This window comes from Geodermatophilus sabuli (assembly GCF_010686765.1).
Lineage (GTDB): Bacteria > Actinomycetota > Actinomycetes > Mycobacteriales > Geodermatophilaceae > Geodermatophilus > Geodermatophilus sabuli_A.
Genome location: NZ_JAAGWF010000005.1, coordinates 261,124 through 280,880, shown reverse-complemented (window position 1 = coordinate 280,880; position 19,757 = coordinate 261,124). Strand labels below are relative to the sequence as shown.

16 protein-coding genes are annotated in these 19,757 nt (G+C 73.7%); 13 read left to right on the top strand and 3 right to left on the bottom strand.

The window, feature by feature from the left end:
- Positions 1 to 37 precede the first annotated feature (37 nt).
- The 10 genes from GCU56_RS04905 (at position 38) to GCU56_RS04860 (ending at position 11,217) form a co-directional block, all read left to right on the top strand.
- Complete coding sequence (locus tag GCU56_RS04905; protein ID WP_163480387.1) at positions 38 to 1,471, top strand: MiaB/RimO family radical SAM methylthiotransferase; 1,434 nt, start codon at positions 38 to 40, stop codon at positions 1,469 to 1,471.
- Positions 1,472 to 1,476: 5 nt separating this feature from the next.
- Positions 1,477 to 2,142, top strand: coding sequence for a CDP-diacylglycerol--glycerol-3-phosphate 3-phosphatidyltransferase (pgsA, locus tag GCU56_RS04900; protein WP_163480386.1), 666 nt, complete (start codon positions 1,477 to 1,479; stop codon positions 2,140 to 2,142).
- A gap of 234 nt (positions 2,143 to 2,376) precedes the next feature.
- Positions 2,377 to 2,772 carry a helix-turn-helix domain-containing protein gene (locus GCU56_RS04895; RefSeq protein WP_163480385.1) on the top strand — a complete coding sequence of 132 codons (396 nt, stop codon included), beginning with the start codon at positions 2,377 to 2,379 and terminating at the stop codon, positions 2,770 to 2,772.
- 133 nt (positions 2,773 to 2,905) lie between these two features.
- Positions 2,906 to 3,463 carry a TetR family transcriptional regulator gene (locus GCU56_RS04890; RefSeq protein WP_345771638.1) on the top strand — a complete coding sequence of 186 codons (558 nt, stop codon included), beginning with the start codon at positions 2,906 to 2,908 and terminating at the stop codon, positions 3,461 to 3,463.
- Between the two features lie 131 nt (positions 3,464 to 3,594).
- On the top strand, positions 3,595 to 4,827 hold the full coding sequence (locus GCU56_RS04885; RefSeq protein WP_163480384.1) for a DUF4032 domain-containing protein: 1,233 nt from the start codon (positions 3,595 to 3,597) through the stop codon (positions 4,825 to 4,827).
- Between the two features lie 304 nt (positions 4,828 to 5,131).
- Entirely contained in the window at positions 5,132 to 6,322 is a 1,191-nt protein-coding gene (locus tag GCU56_RS04880) for an extracellular solute-binding protein (RefSeq protein ID WP_239521748.1), read from the top strand.
- Entirely contained in the window at positions 6,319 to 7,278 is a 960-nt protein-coding gene (locus GCU56_RS04875) for an ABC transporter permease subunit (protein ID WP_163480382.1), read from the top strand. The genes GCU56_RS04880 and GCU56_RS04875 overlap by 4 nt, the downstream gene beginning before the upstream one ends.
- 3 nt (positions 7,279 to 7,281) lie before the next feature.
- The gene (locus GCU56_RS04870) at positions 7,282 to 8,115 is read left to right on the top strand and encodes a carbohydrate ABC transporter permease (RefSeq protein WP_163480381.1); all 834 of its coding nucleotides are present in this window, start codon (positions 7,282 to 7,284) and stop codon (positions 8,113 to 8,115) included.
- A gap of 48 nt (positions 8,116 to 8,163) precedes the next feature.
- A complete protein-coding gene (locus GCU56_RS04865) occupies positions 8,164 to 9,453 on the top strand; it encodes an ABC transporter ATP-binding protein (RefSeq protein ID WP_163480380.1) in 1,290 nt (429 codons plus the stop codon).
- A 102-nt stretch (positions 9,454 to 9,555) separates the two neighbouring features.
- Positions 9,556 to 11,217, top strand: coding sequence for a glycoside hydrolase family 13 protein (locus GCU56_RS04860; RefSeq protein ID WP_163480379.1), 1,662 nt, complete (start codon positions 9,556 to 9,558; stop codon positions 11,215 to 11,217).
- A 21-nt stretch (positions 11,218 to 11,238) separates the two neighbouring features.
- On the opposite strand, the gene GCU56_RS04855 is transcribed toward GCU56_RS04860, so the two are convergent.
- Positions 11,239 to 12,255 (bottom strand): PfkB family carbohydrate kinase, encoded by a 1,017-nt coding sequence (locus GCU56_RS04855; protein ID WP_163480378.1) that lies wholly within the window; start codon positions 12,253 to 12,255, stop codon positions 11,239 to 11,241.
- Between the two features lie 149 nt (positions 12,256 to 12,404).
- Between GCU56_RS04855 and GCU56_RS04850 the strand changes: the two genes are divergently transcribed.
- Positions 12,405 to 13,244: a PspA/IM30 family protein gene (locus tag GCU56_RS04850; protein WP_163480377.1), complete on the top strand. Its 840-nt coding sequence runs from the start codon at positions 12,405 to 12,407 to the stop codon at positions 13,242 to 13,244.
- A gap of 128 nt (positions 13,245 to 13,372) precedes the next feature.
- A complete protein-coding gene (locus tag GCU56_RS04845; RefSeq protein WP_163480376.1) occupies positions 13,373 to 13,558 on the top strand; it encodes a hypothetical protein in 186 nt (61 codons plus the stop codon).
- A 1-nt stretch (position 13,559) separates the two neighbouring features.
- Here the strand turns inward: GCU56_RS04845 and GCU56_RS04840 are convergent, their stop codons facing one another.
- A complete protein-coding gene (locus tag GCU56_RS04840; protein ID WP_163480375.1) occupies positions 13,560 to 14,414 on the bottom strand; it encodes a DNA-formamidopyrimidine glycosylase family protein in 855 nt (284 codons plus the stop codon).
- A 95-nt stretch (positions 14,415 to 14,509) separates the two neighbouring features.
- On the opposite strand from GCU56_RS04840, the gene GCU56_RS04835 reads away from it, so the two are divergent.
- Positions 14,510 to 15,097, top strand: a complete 588-nt coding sequence (locus tag GCU56_RS04835) for an antibiotic biosynthesis monooxygenase (RefSeq protein ID WP_345771637.1) — start codon at positions 14,510 to 14,512, stop codon at positions 15,095 to 15,097.
- Between the two features lie 10 nt (positions 15,098 to 15,107).
- Here GCU56_RS04835 and GCU56_RS04830 read toward each other — a convergent pair whose 3' ends face one another.
- The gene (locus tag GCU56_RS04830; protein WP_163480373.1) at positions 15,108 to 19,706 is read right to left on the bottom strand and encodes an ATP-dependent helicase; all 4,599 of its coding nucleotides are present in this window, start codon (positions 19,704 to 19,706) and stop codon (positions 15,108 to 15,110) included.
- Positions 19,707 to 19,757 lie beyond the last annotated feature (51 nt).

The following is a 19,757-nucleotide window of genomic DNA, read 5'->3' as shown; positions in this document are numbered from 1 at the left end:
GCCCGACGTCCCTGGACTCGGCGACTAGCATGGGGCGGTGACAGCTCCGTCCAGCCCTGCCCGGAGAGTGGCGGTGGTGACCCTCGGGTGCGCCCGCAACGAGGTCGACTCGGAGGAGCTGGCCGGCCGGCTGGCCGCCGGCGGGTACGAACTGGTCGAGGACGCCGACACCGCCGACGCCGTCCTGGTGAACACCTGCGGCTTCATCGAGTCGGCCAAGAAGGACTCCGTCGACGCCATCCTCGCCGCCACCGACTCGGGCGCGGAGGTCGTCGCGGTCGGCTGCATGGCCGAGCGGTACGGCTCCGAGCTCGCCGGGGCGCTGCCCGAGGCGACCGTGCTCGGGTTCGACGACTACGCCGCGATCGGGGACCGGCTCGACGACGTCCTCACCGGTCGCCCGCTGGTGCCGCACGACCCGCGCGACCGCCGCACCCTCCTCCCGATCAGCCCCGCGGCCCGCACCGCGGCGGTCGGCACCGACGCCGCGCCGGCCATCCCCGGGCACGGCTGGCTGCAGCGCCGCCGGCTGGCCGGTGGCCCGTCCGCGGCACTGAAGCTGGCGTCGGGCTGCGACCGCCGGTGCGCGTTCTGCGCGATCCCGACCTTCCGCGGTTCGTTCGTCTCCCGTCCCCCGGCCGAGGTGCTGGGGGAGGCCCAGTGGCTGGCCGGCGAGGGCGTCACCGAGCTGGTGCTGGTCAGCGAGAACTCGACCTCCTACGGCAAGGACCTCGGCGACCTGCGCCTGCTGGAGCGGCTGCTTCCGCAGCTGGCGGACGTCGAGGGCATCGCCCGGGTGCGTGTCGCGTACCTGCAGCCGGCCGAGCTGCGTCCCGGCCTGCTCGAGGTCATCGCCGGTGGCGGTGGCGTCGCGCCGTACTTCGACCTGTCCTTCCAGCACTCCTCGCCGGCGCTGCTGCGCCGGATGCGTCGCTTCGGCGGCACCGACGACTTCCTCGCGCTGATCGAGCGGGCCCGGTCGCTGGCGCCCACCGCCGGCTTCCGCACCAACGTCATCCTCGGCTTCCCGGGGGAGACCGAGGACGACGTCGCCGAGCTCGAGCGCTTCCTCACCGAGGGCCGGCTCGACGCGGTCGGCGTCTTCGGCTACTCCGACGAGGAGGGCACCGAGGCCGTCGGGCTGCCGGGCAAGCACGACCAGGCCGAGATCGACGCCCGGGTGCGCCGCATCACCGACCTCGTCGAGGAGCTCACCGCCCAGCGCGCCGAGGACCGCGTCGGTGAGCGCGTCGAGGTGCTGCTGACCGAGGACCTCTCCGCCGAGGAGGAACCGGGCACCTGGGTCGGGCACGCCGCCCACCAGGACCCCGACGCCGACGGGACGACGACGATCTCCGGGGTGGCCGCCGACGCGGTGCCCGGACAGCTCGCGGTCGCCGAGGTGATCGGCACCGTGGGCGTGGACCTGCTCGCCACCGCTCTCGTACCGGCCCTCCCGGCCGGTCGGTGACCTGCATGAGCGAGGTCGCCCCCGATCCGGCCGCGACGCCGCCGCAGTCGGTCCGCGTGGTGAACCTGCCGAACGCCCTCACGGTGCTGCGGCTGGCGGTGGTGCCGGTGTTCGCCGTCCTGCTGCTCAGCGACGGCGGCACGGACGAGTCGCAGCGGTACTGGGCCACCTTGTTCTTCGCCCTGGCGATCATCACCGACCGCTACGACGGCATGATCGCCCGGCGCACCGGTCAGGTGACCGAGTTCGGGAAGCTGGCCGACCCCATCGCCGACAAGGCGCTGACCGGCAGCGCGCTCATCGCGCTGTCGGTCCTGTCGCTGGTCGCCTGGTGGGTGACGCTGGCGATCCTGGTGCGCGAGGTCGGCGTGACCCTGCTGCGCTTCTGGGTGATCCGGCACGGCGTCATCGCGGCGAGCCGGGGCGGCAAGGCCAAGACCGTCGTCCAGGCGCTGGCGATCGGTCTCTACATCCTGCCGCTGGACGGCGTGCTCGCCAGTGCCCGCTGGTGGGTGATGGCGGTGGCGCTGGTGCTCACCATCGTGACGGGCGTGGACTACGTCTACCGGGCCCTCACCCTGCGCCGCACGAGTGCTCGGGCGATGCGCGACGCGGCGGCCCGGCGGGCGGCCGGGCCCTCCGGCGGCCCGCGGACCGACGCGGCCGCCTGAGAGAGGACCCCCTGCCCCCCACAGCTCGCACGGTCGGGGCGGGTCCCTGCAGGGGGCCACTGTTCCCGCCGCACGCCTGGTGACGGTCGGGAAGGGCCGTCCGGTCCACGGCGTTACGCCCAGAGCGGACGCGTCCGGGATGGCGCGGTGTCTGTCAGCGGCGCCGCGTACCGTGAGCGCACGGCGCCCTCCCGGGGAGCCGCCGCTTCCGCACAGGGAGGACAGGAGACGGCCATGACGCTGCTGCGCACCCAGCTGGGGACGACCCTGCGCGGCCACCGGCTGCGCCAACGGCGCACGCTGCGCGACGTCTCCGGCGCCGCCCGGGTGAGCCTGGGCTACCTCTCCGAGGTCGAGCGGGGCCAGAAGGAGGCGTCCTCGGAGCTGCTCGCCTCGATCTGCGACGCGCTCGACGTGGAACTGGCCGACCTGCTGGCCGAGGTCAGCCTCGGCCTCCGCGGCGAGGACGGCAGGCTGCGTCCACTCGTCCCGGCCGGCGCGCCCGAGCAGCCGGTCGAGGAGGCGTCCGCCGTGGCGGAACAGCCGGCCGCCGAACCCGCTCTCGCGCTCGTCGGAGGCTCGGCCCGTGCGGCGACCCGTCCGGGGGGCGCGGTCTCGCTCGCCGCCTGAGACGGCGACCCTGCGCCCACGACACGGCCGGCGTCCGCGCCGGCGTCCTTGACTCGCCGGGGTCGCGGTGCCAGACAGGGGCATGGCGACGGTCGACCCCTTGGTCCCGGCCCCCGTGTCGCCGCCGGGATGGGTGCCCCGCGCGCCGGCCCACGTCCCCGGCGCGCACACCCGCGGCGGCAACGCGATGATGCGCACCCGGGCCGGGCTGCTGGACGGCGCGATCCGGGCGTTCGCCGAGCGGGGGCTGCGCCGCAGCACGATGCAGTCCGTGGCCGCTGCTGCCGGGGTGGCGAAGGCGACGCTGTACAACCACTTCCGCACCAAGGACGACGTGGCCCGGGCACTGCTCGCCGCCGAGGTCGACCGGTTGGCCACCTCCGTCACCGGCCTGCCCGCGGCCGCGGCGCTCGGCGTCCTCGCCGAGGAGGTGGCCGGGCACCCGGTGCTGCGCCGGCTGGCCGCTGACGAGCCCGAGGCGCTCGTCGCCCTGCTCGGCGTCCCGGCGGCCCGCTGGTCGGAGGTGGTGGCCCGCCTGGCCGAGGCGCTGGGCGGCGTGGACGCGGCCGCGGCCGAGGTGGTCGCCGCGTGGCTGGCCGGGCTGGTCCTGCAGCCGGGGGAGCCGGCGAGCCGTGCCGAGGCGGCCGCCCGGCTGGCGGTCCTCCTGCCCCCGGGAGACACCCCGGCCTGACCACGACGCCTCGCGCGGACGGCACAGCGGCATGGGATCGTGACGGTTCGACGTCCCACCGGCGGCGGACGGGTGCCGGCGCCGCCGGCCGGCCGCGGACGGCACCTGCTGGCAACCCAACGGAGCGAGCCATGCGGTACCTCTTCCGACCTCCCGCCTCCGACGGCGCGGGCCTGCTCAGCCTGCCCTGGGAGCAGCCGCTCGAGGAGTGGGACCCGGCGGTCCTGCTGGAGGTGCCGCAGCGCGGCATCTCGCGGCACGTCGTCCGGTTCACCGCGCAGTCCGGTCGCGTGTACGCCCTCAAGGAGATCGCCGAGCCGCTGGCCCGCCACGAGTACGCGCTGCTGGGGCAGTTCGAGGAGGAGGGGCTCCCGGCGGTCTCGGTGCTCGGCATCTGCGTCGACCGCCCGCACGGGCAGGACGCCATCCTCGTGACCCGGTACCTCGAGTACTCGATGTCCTACCGGTACCTGTTCTCGCGGCCGACCGGCGAGCACTCGGCCGACCAGCTGCTCGACACCCTCGTCGTCCTGCTCGTCCGCCTGCACCTGGCCGGGGTCTTCTGGGGCGACTGCTCGCTGTCGAACACGCTGTTCCGGCTGGACGCCGGCACGCTGGCCGCCTACCTCGTCGACGCCGAGACCGTCGAGCGGCACCAGCGACTCACCCCGGGGCAGCGCCGCTACGACGTCGACCTGGCCCGGGAGCGGGTGGGGGCCGAGTTGCTGGACCTGCAGTTCGGGGAGCTGTTGCCCCCGGACATCGACCCGGTCGACGTGGCCGACAGCCTGCCGCCCCGGTACGAGGCGCTGTGGGAGGAGGTGACCCGCGAGGAGGTCTTCGCCCGGGACGAGCAGCGCTACCGGGTGGCCGAGCGTCTCGACCGGCTCAACGACCTGGGCTTCGACGTGGGCGAGGTGGAGCTGGTCACCACGGCCGACGGCGCCAAGCTGCGCGTCGACACCCGCGTCGCCGAGCCGGGGCAGAACCGCCGGGAGCTGTTCCGGCTGACCGGCCTGGAGGTGCAGGAGCGCCAGGCCCGCCGGCTGCTCAACGACATCCGCGCCTTCCGCGCCTGGCTCGAGCAGAAGACCGGCGGACCGGTCGCCGAGACGGTGGCCAGCTACCGCTGGCTGGCCGAGGTCTACCGGCCGGTCGTGGACGCGATCCCCGCCGAGCTGGCCGGCCGGCTGGCGCCGGCCGAGGTCTTCCACGAGGTGCTCGAGCACCGCTGGTTCCTGTCCGAGAAGGCCGGTCGGGACGTCGGGACGTCGAAGGCGGCGCGCTCGTACTTCGAGACGGTGCTGCCGCGGACACCCAAGGAGATGACCACGCCCTCGGCGTTCGTCAGCGGCCGCGACTGACCCGTCCGCAGCGGCTGTCGGTGCAGCTCAGCGCTCGGTTACGAGCCGGTTTCGTTCGAGTTGACACCTCAGGTGACCTGGGCCACGGTACGAAAACCGCGGTGGCAGGACGTCACCGCGCGCCAACGGAGGCGATGCCGTCGTGTCGAAGAGAGTCAGGGGAAAGGCGCCTGGACCAGCGCCTTCCCGATCGGGGTCACCGACGCGGGCGCGATCCCGCCGGTCGCTCGGGAGCGCGGCGGCACTGCTCGTCGCGGCCTCCACGCTGGCGGCCTGCGGGGGTGACTCCGGCGGCGCGTCGACCTTGACCTGGTACATCAACCCCGACTCCGGTGGACAGGTCGAGATCGCCAGCCGGTGCACCGACGCGGCCGGCGGCGCGTACACGATCGAGACCGCCCAGCTGCCGCGTGAGTCCGCCCAGCAGCGCGAGCAGCTGATCCGCCGCCTGGCCGCGGAGGACTCGTCGATCGACATCATCAGCCTCGACCCGCCCTACATCCCCGAGTTCGCCGAGGCCGGGTTCCTCGCGCCGGTGCCGGAGGACGTCGCCGAGCGGGTCACCGAGGACGTCGTCCAGAGCGCGATCGACGGCGCGACGTGGAACGACCAGCTCGTCGCCGTCCCCTTCTGGGCCAACACCCAGCTCCTCTGGTACAAGAAGTCCGTCGCCGAGGCGGCCGGGCTCGACATGGAGCAGCCGGTCACCTGGGAGCAGCTGGTCCAGGCCGCCGAGGACCAGGACACCCAGATCGCGGCCCAGGGGATCCGGGCCGAGGCGCTGACGGTGTGGCTCAACGCCCTCATCGAGTCCGCCGGCGGCTCCATCATCGAGGAGACCGCTGACGACCCCCAGGACATCCAGCTGGGACTGGAGTCCGACGCCGCGGAGCAGGCCGGCGAGGTCATGCGGGCGGTCAGCGCCGTCGGTGGGCCGGCCTTCACGACGGCCGGGGAGGACGCGAACGTCACCGACTTCGAGGAGGGTGACGCCGGCTTCATGGTCAACTGGCCCTTCGTCTGGGGCCGGGCCCTCAGTGCCGTGGAGGCGGGCACGCTGGAGGCCAGCGTGCCCGAGGACTACGGCTGGGCGCTGTACCCGCGGGTCGTCGAGGACGAGCCGAGCGCGCCGCCCTACGGCGGGATCAACCTCGGCATCGGCGCCTTCAGCGAGAACGTGGACGGCGCCTTCGAGGCCGCGGAGTGCATCGTCTCCGAGGAGAACCAGGCCTACTACTTCACGACCAACGGCAACCCCGCGTCGAAGGCCTCGGTCTACGACGACCCCGAGGTCATCGAGGTCTTCCCGCAGGCCCCGGTGATCCGGGAGTCGCTGGAGCTGGCCGCTCCGCGACCGCTGACCGTGTACTACAGCGAGGTCTCCGGGGCGCTCCAGCGCGTGTACCACCCGGCGACGGCGATCGATCCGGCATCGACCGGCCAGGCGGCGAGCGAGCTCATCTCCGCCGTCCTCCGAGGGGAGCAACTGCTGTGAGCACCACGACGCTTCCTCCCACCAAGAAGACGGAGCCGGTCTCCGCACCGAAGGGCGGGATCAGCGACCGCGCACGCAGCGAGCGGAAGCTCGGTTGGATGCTGGCCGGCCCGGCCTTCGTCGTGATGCTGGCGGTCACCGCCTACCCGATCCTGCAGGCGATCTACGAGTCGCTCTTCTCCTACCGGCTCACCGACCCCGACAACCGGGCGTTCACCGGGTTGACCAACTACGCGGTGATCCTCAGCGACGGCCTGTGGTGGCAGTCCATCCTCGTCACCCTGTTCATCACCGTCGTGACGGTCGCGGTCGAACTGGTCCTCGGCTTCGGGCTCGCGATGGTGATGGCCAAGGCGCTGAGCTCGATCCGGCCGGTGGTGCGCGCGGCGATCCTCATCCCCTACGCGGTCATCACCGTCGTGTCGGCCTTCGCCTGGCAGTTCGCCTTCGACATCAACACCGGGTTCGTCAACTCGTGGTTCGCCTGGTTGCCCGGGGTCGCCACCGACACCGACTGGTTCGGCGAGAAGTGGCTGTCCCTGCTGGTGATCTGCCTGGCGGAGATCTGGAAGACGACGCCGTTCATCTCGCTGCTGCTCCTGGCCGGGCTCGCCCAGGTGCCCGAGGTGCTGCAGGAGGCCGCGCAGGTCGACGGCGCCACGTGGTGGCAGCGGTTGTGGAAGGTCACCATCCCGAACATGAAGGCGGCCATCATGGTCGCCCTGCTGTTCCGCAGCCTGGACGCGTTCCGGGTCTTCGACAGCATCTTCATCATGACGGGCGGCGCCAACGGGACCGAGTCGGTGTCGTTCCTGGCGTACCGGCAGACCATCGCGCGGCTCGAGATCGGTCTCGGGTCCGCGGTCTCGGTGCTGCTGTTCATCGTCGTGGTGCTGATAGCCGCGGCCTTCATCAAGGGCTTCAAGGTCGACCTGTCACAGGCACGGGGGGAGTAGCCGATGTCCACACGCAAGAAGGTCTTCTGGTGGATCGGCGGCGCGGTGATCGTCCTCTACGCGCTGTTCCCGATCGCCTGGATCATCTCGATCTCGTTGAAGGCGCCGTCGGACATCGCCAACGGTCAGTTCACGCCCACGGACGTGTCCTGGGTCAACTACAGCACCATCCTCACCGGCAGCGCGAGTGACCTCTTCCTGCCCTCCCTGCGGAACTCCTTCGGCATCTGCCTGATCGCCACGGCCATCTCCTGCCTGCTGGCGATGTTCGCGGCCTATGCCATCGCGCGACTGGACTTCCCGGGGAAGCGGCTGATCCTGTCGACCGCGCTGGGGGTGGCGATCTTCCCGGTCATCTCGATCGTCACGCCGCTGTTCAACGTGTGGCGCCAGATCGGGCTCTACGACACGTGGCCCGGGCTGATCCTCCCGTACCTGTCGCTCACGCTGCCGATCTCGATCTGGACCATGTCCGCCTTCTTCCGCGAGATCCCGTGGGAGATGGAGCAGGCCGCCCAGGTCGACGGGGCCACGACGTGGCAGGCGTTCCGGAAGGTGATCGTCCCGCTCGCCGCGCCCGGCGTCTTCACCACGGCGATCATCGCCTTCTTCATCGCGTGGAACGACTTCGTGTACGGCATCGTGCTGACCTCGACCGAGGCGGCCCGGCCGGTGCCGGCGGCTCTCGGGCTCTTCTCGGGGGCGTCCCAGTTCGAGGACCCGACCGGGGCGATCGCCGCGGCCGCGGTGATCGTCACGATCCCCGTCGTCGTCCTCGTCCTGCTCTTCCAGCGGCGCATCGTCGCCGGTCTCACCAACGGCGCGGTCAAGGGCTGACGCACCGGTGCTCCGCCACATCCCGACCTCTCGAGGGGACGAACTCTGATGGCATCGATCGAGATGCGGAACATCGTCAAGCAGTACGGGGACGGCTTCCCGGCCGTGAACGACGTCAGCCTCGACATCGCGGACGGGGAGTTCATGATCCTCGTCGGGCCCTCGGGCTGCGGTAAGTCGACGCTGCTGCGGATGATCGTCGGACTGGAGGACATCACCAGCGGCGACATGGTCATCGGCGGCAAGCGGGTCAACGACCTGGCGCCGCGGGACCGCAACCTGTCGATGGTGTTCCAGAACTACGCGCTCTACCCGCACATGACCGTGTACGAGAACATCGCCTTCCCGCTGCGGCTGTCGAAGACGCCCGACGACGAGATCCGTCGCCGGGTCACCGAGGCCTCCGACGTCCTGGAGCTCAAGGACCACCTCGAGCGCAAGCCGGCCAACCTCTCCGGTGGTCAGCGCCAGCGGGTGGCCATGGGCCGGGCCATCGTCCGGCAGGCCGAGGCGTTCCTCTTCGACGAGCCGCTGTCCAACCTCGACGCCAAGTTGCGCGGGCAGATGCGGACGGAGATCTCGCGGCTGCAGCGCCGGCTGGGCATCACCACGGTCTACGTCACGCACGACCAGACCGAGGCCATGACGCTGGGCGACCGGGTCTGCGTGCTGCGCAAGGGCAAGATCCAGCAGGTCGCGTCGCCGCGCGAGCTCTACGAGCAGCCGGTCAACCTGTTCGTGGCCGGGTTCATCGGCTCGCCGCCGATGAACTTCCTGCCGGCGGCGCCGGAGGGCAACCGGCTGAACACGCCCTTCGGGACCATCGAGCTCGACGAGCGCCGGGCGGCCAAGGTCGCCGGGCACGAGCTGCTGCTGGTGGGGATCCGGCCGGAGTACTTCGAGGACGCCTCGCTGGTCGATGAGGCGAAGCGGCCGCTGGGGTCGATCTTCCGGGCCCGGGTCGACGTGACCGAGTGGCTGGGTGACTCGCAGTACGCCTACATCCCGTACGAGGCGCCCGAGGCCATCCGCAACCAGCTCCGGGACCTCTCCCGCGAGCTGGACGCCGAGGAGCTCCGCACCCAGGCGATCGTCTCCATCGACGCGACCAGCCGGATCCGGGAGGGCCGGGAGGCCGAGTTCTGGCTCGACAGCCGCAAGGTGCACGTGTTCGACCCGCAGTCGGGGGACAACCTGACCCGGGACGCGGAGGCCGGGGCCCGGCTGACCCAGATGGCCGAGGAGGACCGCGTCGAGCAGGTGGGTGAGGCCCAGGCCGGCGGCCACACGGTCACCGGTGGTGGGGGCGGGGGCGCCTCGCGGGCCGGGGCCGCCTGAGCGACGACGTCACCGCCGGCGGCCGATCCGGCCGCCGGCGGTGGCGTGTCCGCGACCGAGCCGGGCCGTCCGCGGCCCACTCCTGAGCAGGTCTGGAGGGCCATGCCCGACCGCGCGCCGCAGGGTCACCGTCCGTGGTGGCGCACGGCGGTCATCTACGAGGTCTACCTGCGCAGCTTCGCCGACTCCGACGGCGACGGCGTCGGGGACGTCGACGGGCTGCGCGGTCGGCTCCCCTACCTCGTCGACCTCGGTGTGGACGCCGTCTGGATCACGCCCTGGTACCCGTCCCCCATGGCCGACGGCGGGTACGACGTCAGCGACTACCGCGACATCGACCCGCGGTTCGGCACGCTGGCCGACGCGGACGCGCTCGTCAGCGAGGCCCACGACCTGGGCCTGCGCGTCGTGATCGACCTGGTCGCCAACCACACGTCCGTCGCCCACCCGTGGTTCGTCGCGGCCCTGGCCGCGGGACCGGGGTCGGCCGAGCGAGGGCGGTACTTCTTCCGCCCGGGCCGATCCGGTGGCGCGCAGCCGCCCAACGACTGGATCAGCGCCTTCGGCGGATCGGCGTGGACGCGGGTCCGGGAGCCCGGGGGAGAGCCGGGTGAGTGGTACCTGCACCTGTTCGCCCCCGAGCAGCCCGATCTCGACTGGGGCGACCGGTCGGTGCAGGAGGAGTTCGACGCCGTCCTCCGCTTCTGGCTGGACCGCGGGGTCGACGGCATCCGCGTGGACGCGGCGCCGGCCATGGCCAAGGTGCCCCACCTGCCCGACGCCGGCCACGGCCCGGAGGCGCTGTTCGAGTCCAGCCGCTGGGTGGACAACCCGCACTGGGACGTCGACGAGGTGCACGACATCCTCCGGCGCTGGCGCCGGGTCGGCGACGAGTACGACGGCGACCGGCTGTTCGTCACCGAGGCGGTGGTCAACGGTCCCGAGCGGCTGAGCCGCTACGTCCGCCCCGACGAGATGCACACGACCTTCAACTTCGACTACCTGCGCGCGCCGTGGGACGCGCGGAGCATCCGGACGGTCGTGGAGGGGACCCTCGAGGCGCTGGCCCCGGTCGGTGCGCCGGCCACCTGGGTGCTGTCCAGCCACGACGAGACGCGGCACGTCACCCGCTTCGGGCGGGCGCACAGCGCGGCCGCCACCATGGGCTTCGACCGGGACGCGCCGCCCGCCGACCAGGCACTCGGGCTCCGCCGGGCCCGCGCCGCGGCGCTGCTGACGCTGGCGCTCCCGGGCGGGGTCTACCTGTACCAGGGGGAGGAACTCGGGCTGCCCGAGGTGGAGGACCTCCCGGACGAGGTCCTGCAGGACCCCACGTGGGAGCGCTCGGGGCACACGGCCCGCGGCCGCGACGGCTGCCGCGTGCCCCTCCCCTGGTCCGGCGACGCCCCTCCCTTCGGCTTCACCACGGAGGGGACGGAGCCCTGGCTGCCGCAGCCGTCGCGGTGGCGGGACCTCACCGTGGCGGCCCAGCGCGACGACCCGTCGTCCACCCTCGCGCTGTACCGGGCGGCGCTCCGCCTGCGCCGCAGCCTGCCCGACCTGCACGAGGGGCCGCTGGACTGGCGCGAGGCGGGAGACGACGTCCTGGCGTTCGACCGGGGGACCGGGTTCCGGTGCCTCGTCAACTTCTCGGCACGACCGGTGCCGCTGCCCGGTGGCGCGCGCCAGCTCCTGCGCAGTGACACCGCCGAGGGCGACCTGCTGCCCGACACGGCCGTCTGGCTCGCCGTCGACGGGGGCTGACCCTCCGGGCTCCCGTCGTGCTCAGCGGCGGGCGGCGGCCAGCTCCGCACGGGTCGGCGGGTCGGCGCCCACGCGTGTGCAGGTGAGCGCCGCCACCAGCGCGGCGTCGTCGACGATCGGCAGCAGCCGGTCGTCGGGGAGGTCCTGCAGTGCGGCGCGGGTGGTGACGCCGGCTTCCAGCAGCCCGGCGAACAACCCCGCGGCCAGGGAGTCACCGGCTCCCACCGTGTCGGCGACCTCCACCCGCGGCGGCTCCCGGTGCAGCAGCGAGCGGCCCGGGCGGGCGATCCGCAGCGGTGCGCCGCCGTCGGTGAGCAGCACGAGTGCGGCACCGCGGTCGGCCCAGCGCAGTGCCGTCGCGTCGAGGTCGTCGAGGGCCTCGGGCTCGAGCCAGGCGAGATCCTCGGCGCTGACCTTGACCACGTCGGCGCGGGCGAGCAGCCGCCGCAGGCGGGCCCGCACGTCTTCCGGGGTGTTGCCCAGGGTCGCTCCCACCGGGCCGCCGGCCAGCATCGGCCGGATGTTGGGATCGACGCTGACCAGGGCCCGGCCCGAGGCCGCGACCTGCTCGACCAGCCGGGCGATCGCCTCGCACCCGGGCGGGGTCCAGCTCGAGATCGAGCCGACGTGCAGGATCGCCGTCCCTGCCGGGAGGACCGCGGCCAGCTCCGCGTCCGACCACTGCCAGTCGGCGGCACCCTGGACGTGGAACCCGTAGTCGGGGGAGCCGTCGGCTCCGAGGCCGACCACGGCGAGGCTGACCGGTTCCGCGGCCGGGACCAGGCCGGCGAGGTCCACCCCGGCCAGTTCGACGTGGCGCCGCAGCGATGCCGCGAGCGGGCCGGTGCCCAGCCGGGCGAGCAGCCGCACCGGAGCGCCCAGCCGTCCCGCGGCAACGGCGACGTTGAGCGCGTTGCCCCCGGGCCGGGCGATGTAGTGCGGCGCGGTGCCCTGCGGGCCGGCGTCCGCGCTCGAGTCGGGGAGCAGGTCGACCACCAGTTCACCGAGCACGCTGAGGACGGCGCTGTCGCTGGACACGGTGGGACCCTAACGAGCGAAGCACTCGAGGGGTCTCTGGTGGCTGGCACACCCGGGCACCTGGGACGATGGGCGGCGACGACGATCGCTGCGGCCCGCCGGTCGGGTACCACCGCCAGCGGACGATCCGCGCCGGAGCAGGAGGAACCATGCCCAACCCGTTCGTGAAGCTCTGGAAGTACCTGACGGCCTCGGCGAATGCCCAGATCGACCAGCGCGCCGACCCCAAGATCCAGATCGCGCAGGCGATCGAGGCCGAGCAGCAGCGGCACCAGGCACTGGCCAACCAGGCCGCCGCTGTCCTGGGCAACCAGCGGCAGCTGGAGATGCGGCTGAACCGGCAGCTCGGCGAGGTCGAGAAGCTGCAGGCCTCCGCCCGGCAGGCGTTGGTGCTCGCCGACCAGACCCGAGCCGGGGGCAACGCGTCGAAGGCCGCGGAGTACGAGAACGCCGCGCAGGCGTTCGCCACCCAGCTGGTCGCCGCCGAGCAGTCGATGGAGGACCTCAAGCGCAGTCACGACGAGGCACTGCAGGCCGCGGAGCAGGCGCGCGGCGCCGTGGAGCAGAGCCGGATGCGGCTGCAGACGACCCTGGCCGAGCGCACCAAGCTGATGAGCCAGCTCGAGCAGGCCAAGATGCAGGAGCACGTCGCGTCGTCGCTCAAGCAGGTCAACGAGCTGTCGGCCCCGGGGAACACGCCGAGTCTGTCCGAGGTCCGCGACAAGATCGAGGCCCGCTACGCCAACGCGCTCGGCCAGGCGGAGCTGGCGCAGACGTCGGTGGAGGGCCGCATGCTCGAGGTGCAGAAGGCGACGCTCGACGTCGCCGGCGCCTCGCGGCTGGATCAGATCCGCGCCTCGATGGGTGGCCAGCAGGCGGTCACCGGCGGCGCTGCGGCACCCGCGCTCGAGAAGGGCGCCCCGCCCGTGCAGACGCCGACCGGTCAGCACGCGGCCGAGCCGGCGGACCGCCCGGAGCAGGGCGTCTGACCCAGCCCAGGACCTGAGCTGACGGGCCGGTCTCGTACCGGGACCGGCCCGTCTCATCACCGTGACGCGGGGTCACGACCCTCCTCGCCCCAACGTCCGGGCTGCTGGTCTCCTACCACGTGCCGCCCGTGCAGCGGCTTGACGACGCCGCCCACGTGCAGGGCCCCGAGGTGCACGCCGGCTTCCCGGCCGGCGTGCTCGACGGATTGGGCGCCGGCTGGGGGTGGGTCGCCTCGGTCTCCCCGGAGACGGCGATGGAGGACACCTGCCCCGGCGACACGACCGCCGGGCCGGTGCGGCCGGTCGTCCCCTGAGTCAGGTCGAGCCGATGAGCGGCTGCGGGCGGCCCGGCTCGCCGGTCCGTGCGGCAGGGTCGACGGGGGAGCGGGCGGCCTGGCAGCGCGGGCACCACCACGTGACCCGCTCCTGCAGGTCGGGGCCCTGGTCGCCCAGCAGGATCGAGGTGCCGCAGCGACGGCAGGGGCGGCCCTTGCGACCGGCGACCCAGTGGTCCTGCCCGCGGCGCAGGTCGCCGGTGGTGCTCTGCTCGGGGTGGTCGCGGTTGGCCAGCATCAGGGTGCGGGCCCGCTCGACGAGGCCGGGGAGGTCGGCCACGTCCGCCACCCGCGCCCAGGGGTGCACACCGCAGAGGAAGAGCGACTCGACCTTGTAGAGGTTGCCGATGCCGGCCAGGTTGCGCTGGTCGAGGATGGCCACGCCGATCTGTTCGTCGGGGTGGGACCGCAGCCGGCGCAGCGCCTCCTCGAGGTCCCAGTCGGGGCCGAGGACGTCGGGCCCGAGATGGCCGACCAGCTGGTCCTCGTGCTCGGTGCGCACCATCGCGACGTCGTGCAGCCGGTAGCCGACGCACTCCCACTGCTCGGTGCTCAACACCGCACGGACCGCGAAGGCCGGGCCGCCTCGCCACTTCGCTCCCGGCCGGTAGATGTGCCAACTGCCGTCCATGCGGAAGTGCGTGCGCAGCGTCCATCCGTCGGCGAGCCGGATCAGCAGGTGCTTGCCACGGGGCACCACGGCGGAGACGGTGCGCCCGGCGAGGTCGGTGGCCGCCAGTTGGGGCACGCGCAGCTCACCGCGGCGCAGCGTCGCGCCGGCGAGCGCGGTGTGCATGCGCTGCGCCGCCAGCCAGACGGTGTCTCCCTCGGGCACGCGCTCCAGTGTCCCCGAGCCGCGTTCGCGCTGCGCAGGCTGTGAGTCTCCCGACAGCCGGGATGACCCCGGCCGTGCTCGGCGCTGCTGTGCCCGTGGCCGTGACCTCCCTGCTCCGCGCCCGGTGGGCCCGTTCCGAGGTCGCCGGGCGCAGGCCCGAGCCGGTGACGGTCACCGTGGCGCGGGTGGTCCGTCCCCATCGTCGGCAGGCGTTCGAGCGGTGGGCGGCCGAGGTCCTCGCCGTGGCGGCCACCTATCCGGGCAACCTGGGCGGCACCCTCCTCAAGCCCGGACCGGGCAGCTCGGAGTACCACCTGGTCTACCGGTTCCGGGATGACGCGGCGCTGGCGGCGTGGGAGCGCTCGGCCCAGCGGCGGGACGCCCTGGAGCGGATGCAGGAGATGATCGACGAGGAGCGGTACGCGCGCGTCGCGGGCCTCGACAGCTTCTTCACCAGGCCGGCCGCGCCGGGGCCTCGGTGGCGGTCCACGGTGCTCACGATCGGCGCCGTCTTCCTCATCACCTCGACCCTGCAGGTGCTCGTCATGCCGCATCTGGCCGGCTGGGCGTGGCCGGTGCGGCTGCTGCTGTCGGCGTGCGTCGTCGTGGTGCTCCTCGGTTACGTGGTGATGCCCACCCTGACCCGGCTGTTCGCCGGCTGGCTGCACCCGCGCGCCGACTGAGCGCAGCGCGTCAGCCGCGCAGGCGCAGGCCGCGGGGGGTCGCGGCGAACCCGGCCGCCTGGAGGGCCGCCGACAGGGGTGTCGTCTCGTGCACCGACGCGCCATCGGCCTTCTGCACGACCATCCGCCCGAGTGCGCCCGCGGCGACCGCGCCCGACAGCGCCGTCGCCGCCTCCTTGAGCGTGGTCTCCTCCTCGGTCCAGGACAGCAGCGTCTTGCCACCCCGTTCCACGTACAGCACCAGGGCGCCGTCGACCAGGACCACGAGAGCGCCTGCCTTGCGACCGGCGCGGTGGCCGGAGCCGCGCCGTCCACCGGTGCCCTCGCCGACGTCGACCGCGTCGGAGCCGGCGGGGTCGACTGCTGTCGTGCGCTCGGGCCACGGCAGTGCAGCGCCGTACACGTTGGCCGGGTCGGTGGCCGCCAGCACGACCGCGCTCGCGGGGACGCGGTCGGGTGAGGCGAAGCTGCGCAGCCGGTCCACCGAGCCGGGCGTACCGAACTGGGCGGCGCCGAGGGTCTCCACGAAGTAGCCGCGCCGGGCCCGGCCGTTCTCCTCGAAGGCGCGCAGCACCGGGTAGACCGCCGAGAAGCCCCCGCTGACCTGCTCGGCCATGACCGCGCCACGGGTGAGGACGCCGTGCCGCTCGAGCAGGGCCTCGGCGCGGGCCGTCGTCCGCTTGGTCGGGTTCGACTCGCGATCGGGCAGCCGCGACCAGCGACCGGCCACCGTCGGTGGGCCGGTGCGGGTCGGCATCGCGGGGCGGCCGAGCCGGGTGCGCCCGTACCGGGAGCGGTCCAGCCGGGCCCGCGGTGCCGGCGCCTGGCGCTTGTGCGTGCCGCCGCCGGCGAGGCGGGTGCGCAACGGGGCGAGGGTGTCGTTGGTGAGCGCGCCGTTCCAGACCAGGTCCCAGACGACGTCGGCCAGGGCGGTGTCGTCGGTGGCCCCGACCAGGTCGGAGAGCCCGCGGAAGAACATGGCCTGCCCGCCGGCCAGTCGCTCCAGCACCGCGGAGCCGGGGCCGCCCTCCTCCGGCGGTTCCAGGGGCTCGGGCAGCAGCAGGGGAGCGAGGTCGGCCGGCACCAGGCTGACCCACCCGTCGCCCCCCGGCAGCCCGCCGGCACCGGCCCACAGCACCTCGCCGGCGCTGGTGAGCTCGTCGAGCATGGCTGGGGAGTAGTCGCGGACCCGTGTCGGCAGCACCAGTGACTCCAGGGCACTGGCCGGTACGAGGGCGCCGGCCAGTTGCTCGACGACCGCGAGCACGCCGTCGACCCCGCGCAGGCGGCTCCCCACCGACTGCCACGACGGGGTGAACCGGGCCAGGGTGTCGATGGGGACCGGCTCCACCTCCTGGCGGAGCTTGGCCAGGCTCCGCCGCCGGATCGAGCGCAGCACGTCGGCGTCGCACCACTCCTGCCCGCTGCCGCCGGGACGGAACTCGCCGGTGACCAGCCGACCGGTGCCGACCAGCCGCTGCACCGTCGCGGTGACCACCGCGACGCCCAGACCCAGCCGCTGGGCGGCCTCTCCGGGCGTGAAGGGCCCGTGGGTGCGGGCGTACCGGCCGACGAGGTCCCCGAGCGGGTCGGGCACGGGCTCGGTGAAGACCTCGGGCACGCCCACCGGCAGCGCGGTCCCGAGGGCGTCGCGCAGCCGGCCGGCGTCCTCGATGGCGACGTGCCGCTCCTCGCCGGCGATCCGCACGACCAGCGCACGCCGGGCGGCGACGAGCTCGGTCAGCCACGCGCGCGGCACTCCGCGCGCCGCGGCCTCGCCGGCGGTGAGGTCACCGACGATGCGGAGGAGGTCGGCTCCGCCGTCCATGTCCCGGGGGTGCCGGTCAGGCGGCAGCCGCTGCAGCTCGGCCTCGATCTCGGCCAGTGCCTCGGCGTCGAGCAGCTCGCGCAGCTCCGAGCGGCCGAGCAGCTCGGCCAGCAGGCCGGTGTCGAGCGCCAGCGCCTGCGCCCGGCGCTCGGCCAGCGGGGCGTCCCCCTCGTACAGGAACTGCCCGACGTAGCCGAACAGCAGCGACTGGGCGAACGGCGACGCGGACTGGGTCTGCACGTCGACGACCCGAACGCGGCGGGAGCGGACGTCCCGCATCAGCTCGACCAGCCCGGGGACGTCGTAGACGTCCTGGAGCACCTCGCGGGCGGCCTCGAGCGTGATCGGGAAGCTGGCGAACTCGCTGGCGACCGACAGCAGCTGGGCCGCTCGCTGGCGTTGCTGCCACAGCGGCGTGCGACGTCGGGGGTCGCGTCGGGGCAGAAGCAGCGCCCGGGCGGCGCACTCGCGGAAGCGGCTGGCGAACAGCGCCGACGTGCCGACCTCGGCGGTCACCTCGCGTTCGACGTCGTCGGGGTCCAGGACGGCGAGGTCGGCCTCCGGCGGCTCACCGGTGGTGTCGGGCAGTCGCAGCACGATGCCGTCGTCGGAGTGCATGGACGCGACGTCCACGCCGTACCGCTCGCGCAGCCGGGCGGCCAGCACCAGCGCCCACGGGGCGTTCACCTGGGCGCCGAACGGGGAGTGGACGACCAGCCTCCAGTCGCCGAGCTCGTCGCGGAAGCGCTCGACCAGCAGGGTGCGGTCGTCGGGCAGGTGCCCGGTCGCCTGCTTCTGCTCGGCCAGGTAGGCCAGCAGGTTGGCCGCGCCCCACTCGTCGAGGCCCGCTGCCCGCGCCCGCTCCAGACCGGCGTCGGAGCTGGCCGAGCCGACCTCCCGCAGGAAGGCGCCGAGGGCCCGCCCCAGCTCGAGCGGCCGGCCCGGTGCGTCGCCGTGCCAGAACGGCATCTTCCCCGGCTGCCCGGGGGCGGGACTGACCAGCACGCGGTCGTGGGTGATCTCCTCGATCCGCCAGGACGAGGACCCGAGGAGGAACACGTCGCCGACCCGCGACTCGTAGACCATCTCCTCGTCGAGCTCGCCGACCCGGCGACCGCCGGTCCCCTCGCCCCCGACGAGGAAGACGCCGAACAGCCCGCGGTCGGGGATGGTGCCGCCGCTGGTGACGGCCAGGCGCTGGGCCCCGCTCCGGGCGGTCAGGGTGTCGGCCACGCGGTCCCAGGTCAGCCGGGGCCGCAGTTCGGCGAACGCGTCGGAGGGGTAGCGACCGGCCAGCATGTCCAGCACGGCGTGCAGGGCGGAGTCCGGCAGCGACGCGAAGGCCGCCGAGCGGCGGACCAGCGCGGCCACCTCGTCGACGGTGCGCGGCCGCTCGGAGACCATCGCGACGATCTGCTGGGCCAGGACGTCGAGCGGGTTGCGCAGGTAGCGGATCGACTCGATCGCACCGGCCTTCATCCGCTCGGCGACCAGCGCGCACTGCACGAGGTCCCCGCGGTACTTCGGGAACAGCACCCCGCGGCTGACGGCGCCCACCTGGTGCCCGGCCCGCCCCACGCGCTGCAGCCCGGAGGCGACCGTGGGCGGCGCCTCCACCTGGACGACGAGGTCGACCGCCCCCATGTCGATGCCCAGCTCGAGGCTGGAGGTGGCCACCACCGCCGGGAGGCGTCCGGACTTCAGTGCCTCCTCCACGATCGCCCGCTGCTCCCGGGACACCGAGCCGTGGTGCGCCGCCGCGACCGGCTGGACGCCCTCGGGCACTCCGCCGCCCGAGCCGGCCTGCGCCATGAGCGCCGCGGCGTTGGTGCCCGGGGGCACCTCCTCGCCGGTGGCCCGCTCGTAGGCCATCTCGTTGAGCCGGCTGGTGAGCCGCTCGGCCAGCCGCCGGGAGTTGGCGAAGACGATCGTGCTGCGGTGGGCCTCGACCAGGTCGAGCACGCGCTCCTCGACGGCCGGCCAGATCGACGACCGCGGCTGGTTGCCCGCCGCCGACCCCTCGAGCTCGCCGGTGGGTTGGCCGAGGGTGCTCATGTCCTCGACCGGCACCACGACCGACAGGTCCCACTCCTTGGTCGAACCGGGCGCCACGACCTCGACGGGCCGGCCACCGGCCAGGAACGTGGCGACCTCCTCGATCGGCCGGACCGTCGCCGACAGCCCGATCCGCTGCGCGGGCCGCTCCAGCAGCTCGTCGAGCCGATCGAGGGAGAGCGCCAGGTGCGCGCCGCGCTTGGTGTCGGCGACCGCGTGCACCTCGTCGACGATCACCGTCTCCACGCCGCGCAGGGCCTCGCGCGCGGAGCTGGTGAGCAGGAGGAACAGCGACTCCGGCGTGGTGATGAGGATGTCGGTCGGCCGCCGGGCGAAGGTCCGGCGCTCGTCGGCCGGGGTGTCACCGGACCGGATGGCCACCTGGATCTCCGGCCGGGGCAGGCCCAACCGGGCGGCGGCCTGTCCGATGCCGGTCAGCGGCGCCCTCAGGTTCCGCTCGACGTCCACGGCCAGCGCCTTGAGCGGCGACACGTAGAGGACCCGGCAGCGCGCCCTCTCGTCCGCCGGCGGCGGGGTGCCGGCCAGCCGGTCGAGGGACCACAGGAAGGCGGCCAGCGTCTTCCCCGATCCGGTCGGGGCCACCACCAGGGCGTGGCCGCCACTGCTGATCGCCTGCCACGCGCCCTCCTGGGCGGCCGTGGGCTCGGCGAAGGCGCCGGTGAACCACGCCCGGGTGGGCTCGGAGAACCGGTCGAGAGCAGACACACCTCCAGTCTCCACAGGGGTACGACACTCCGCTGACCTGCCAGGACCGCC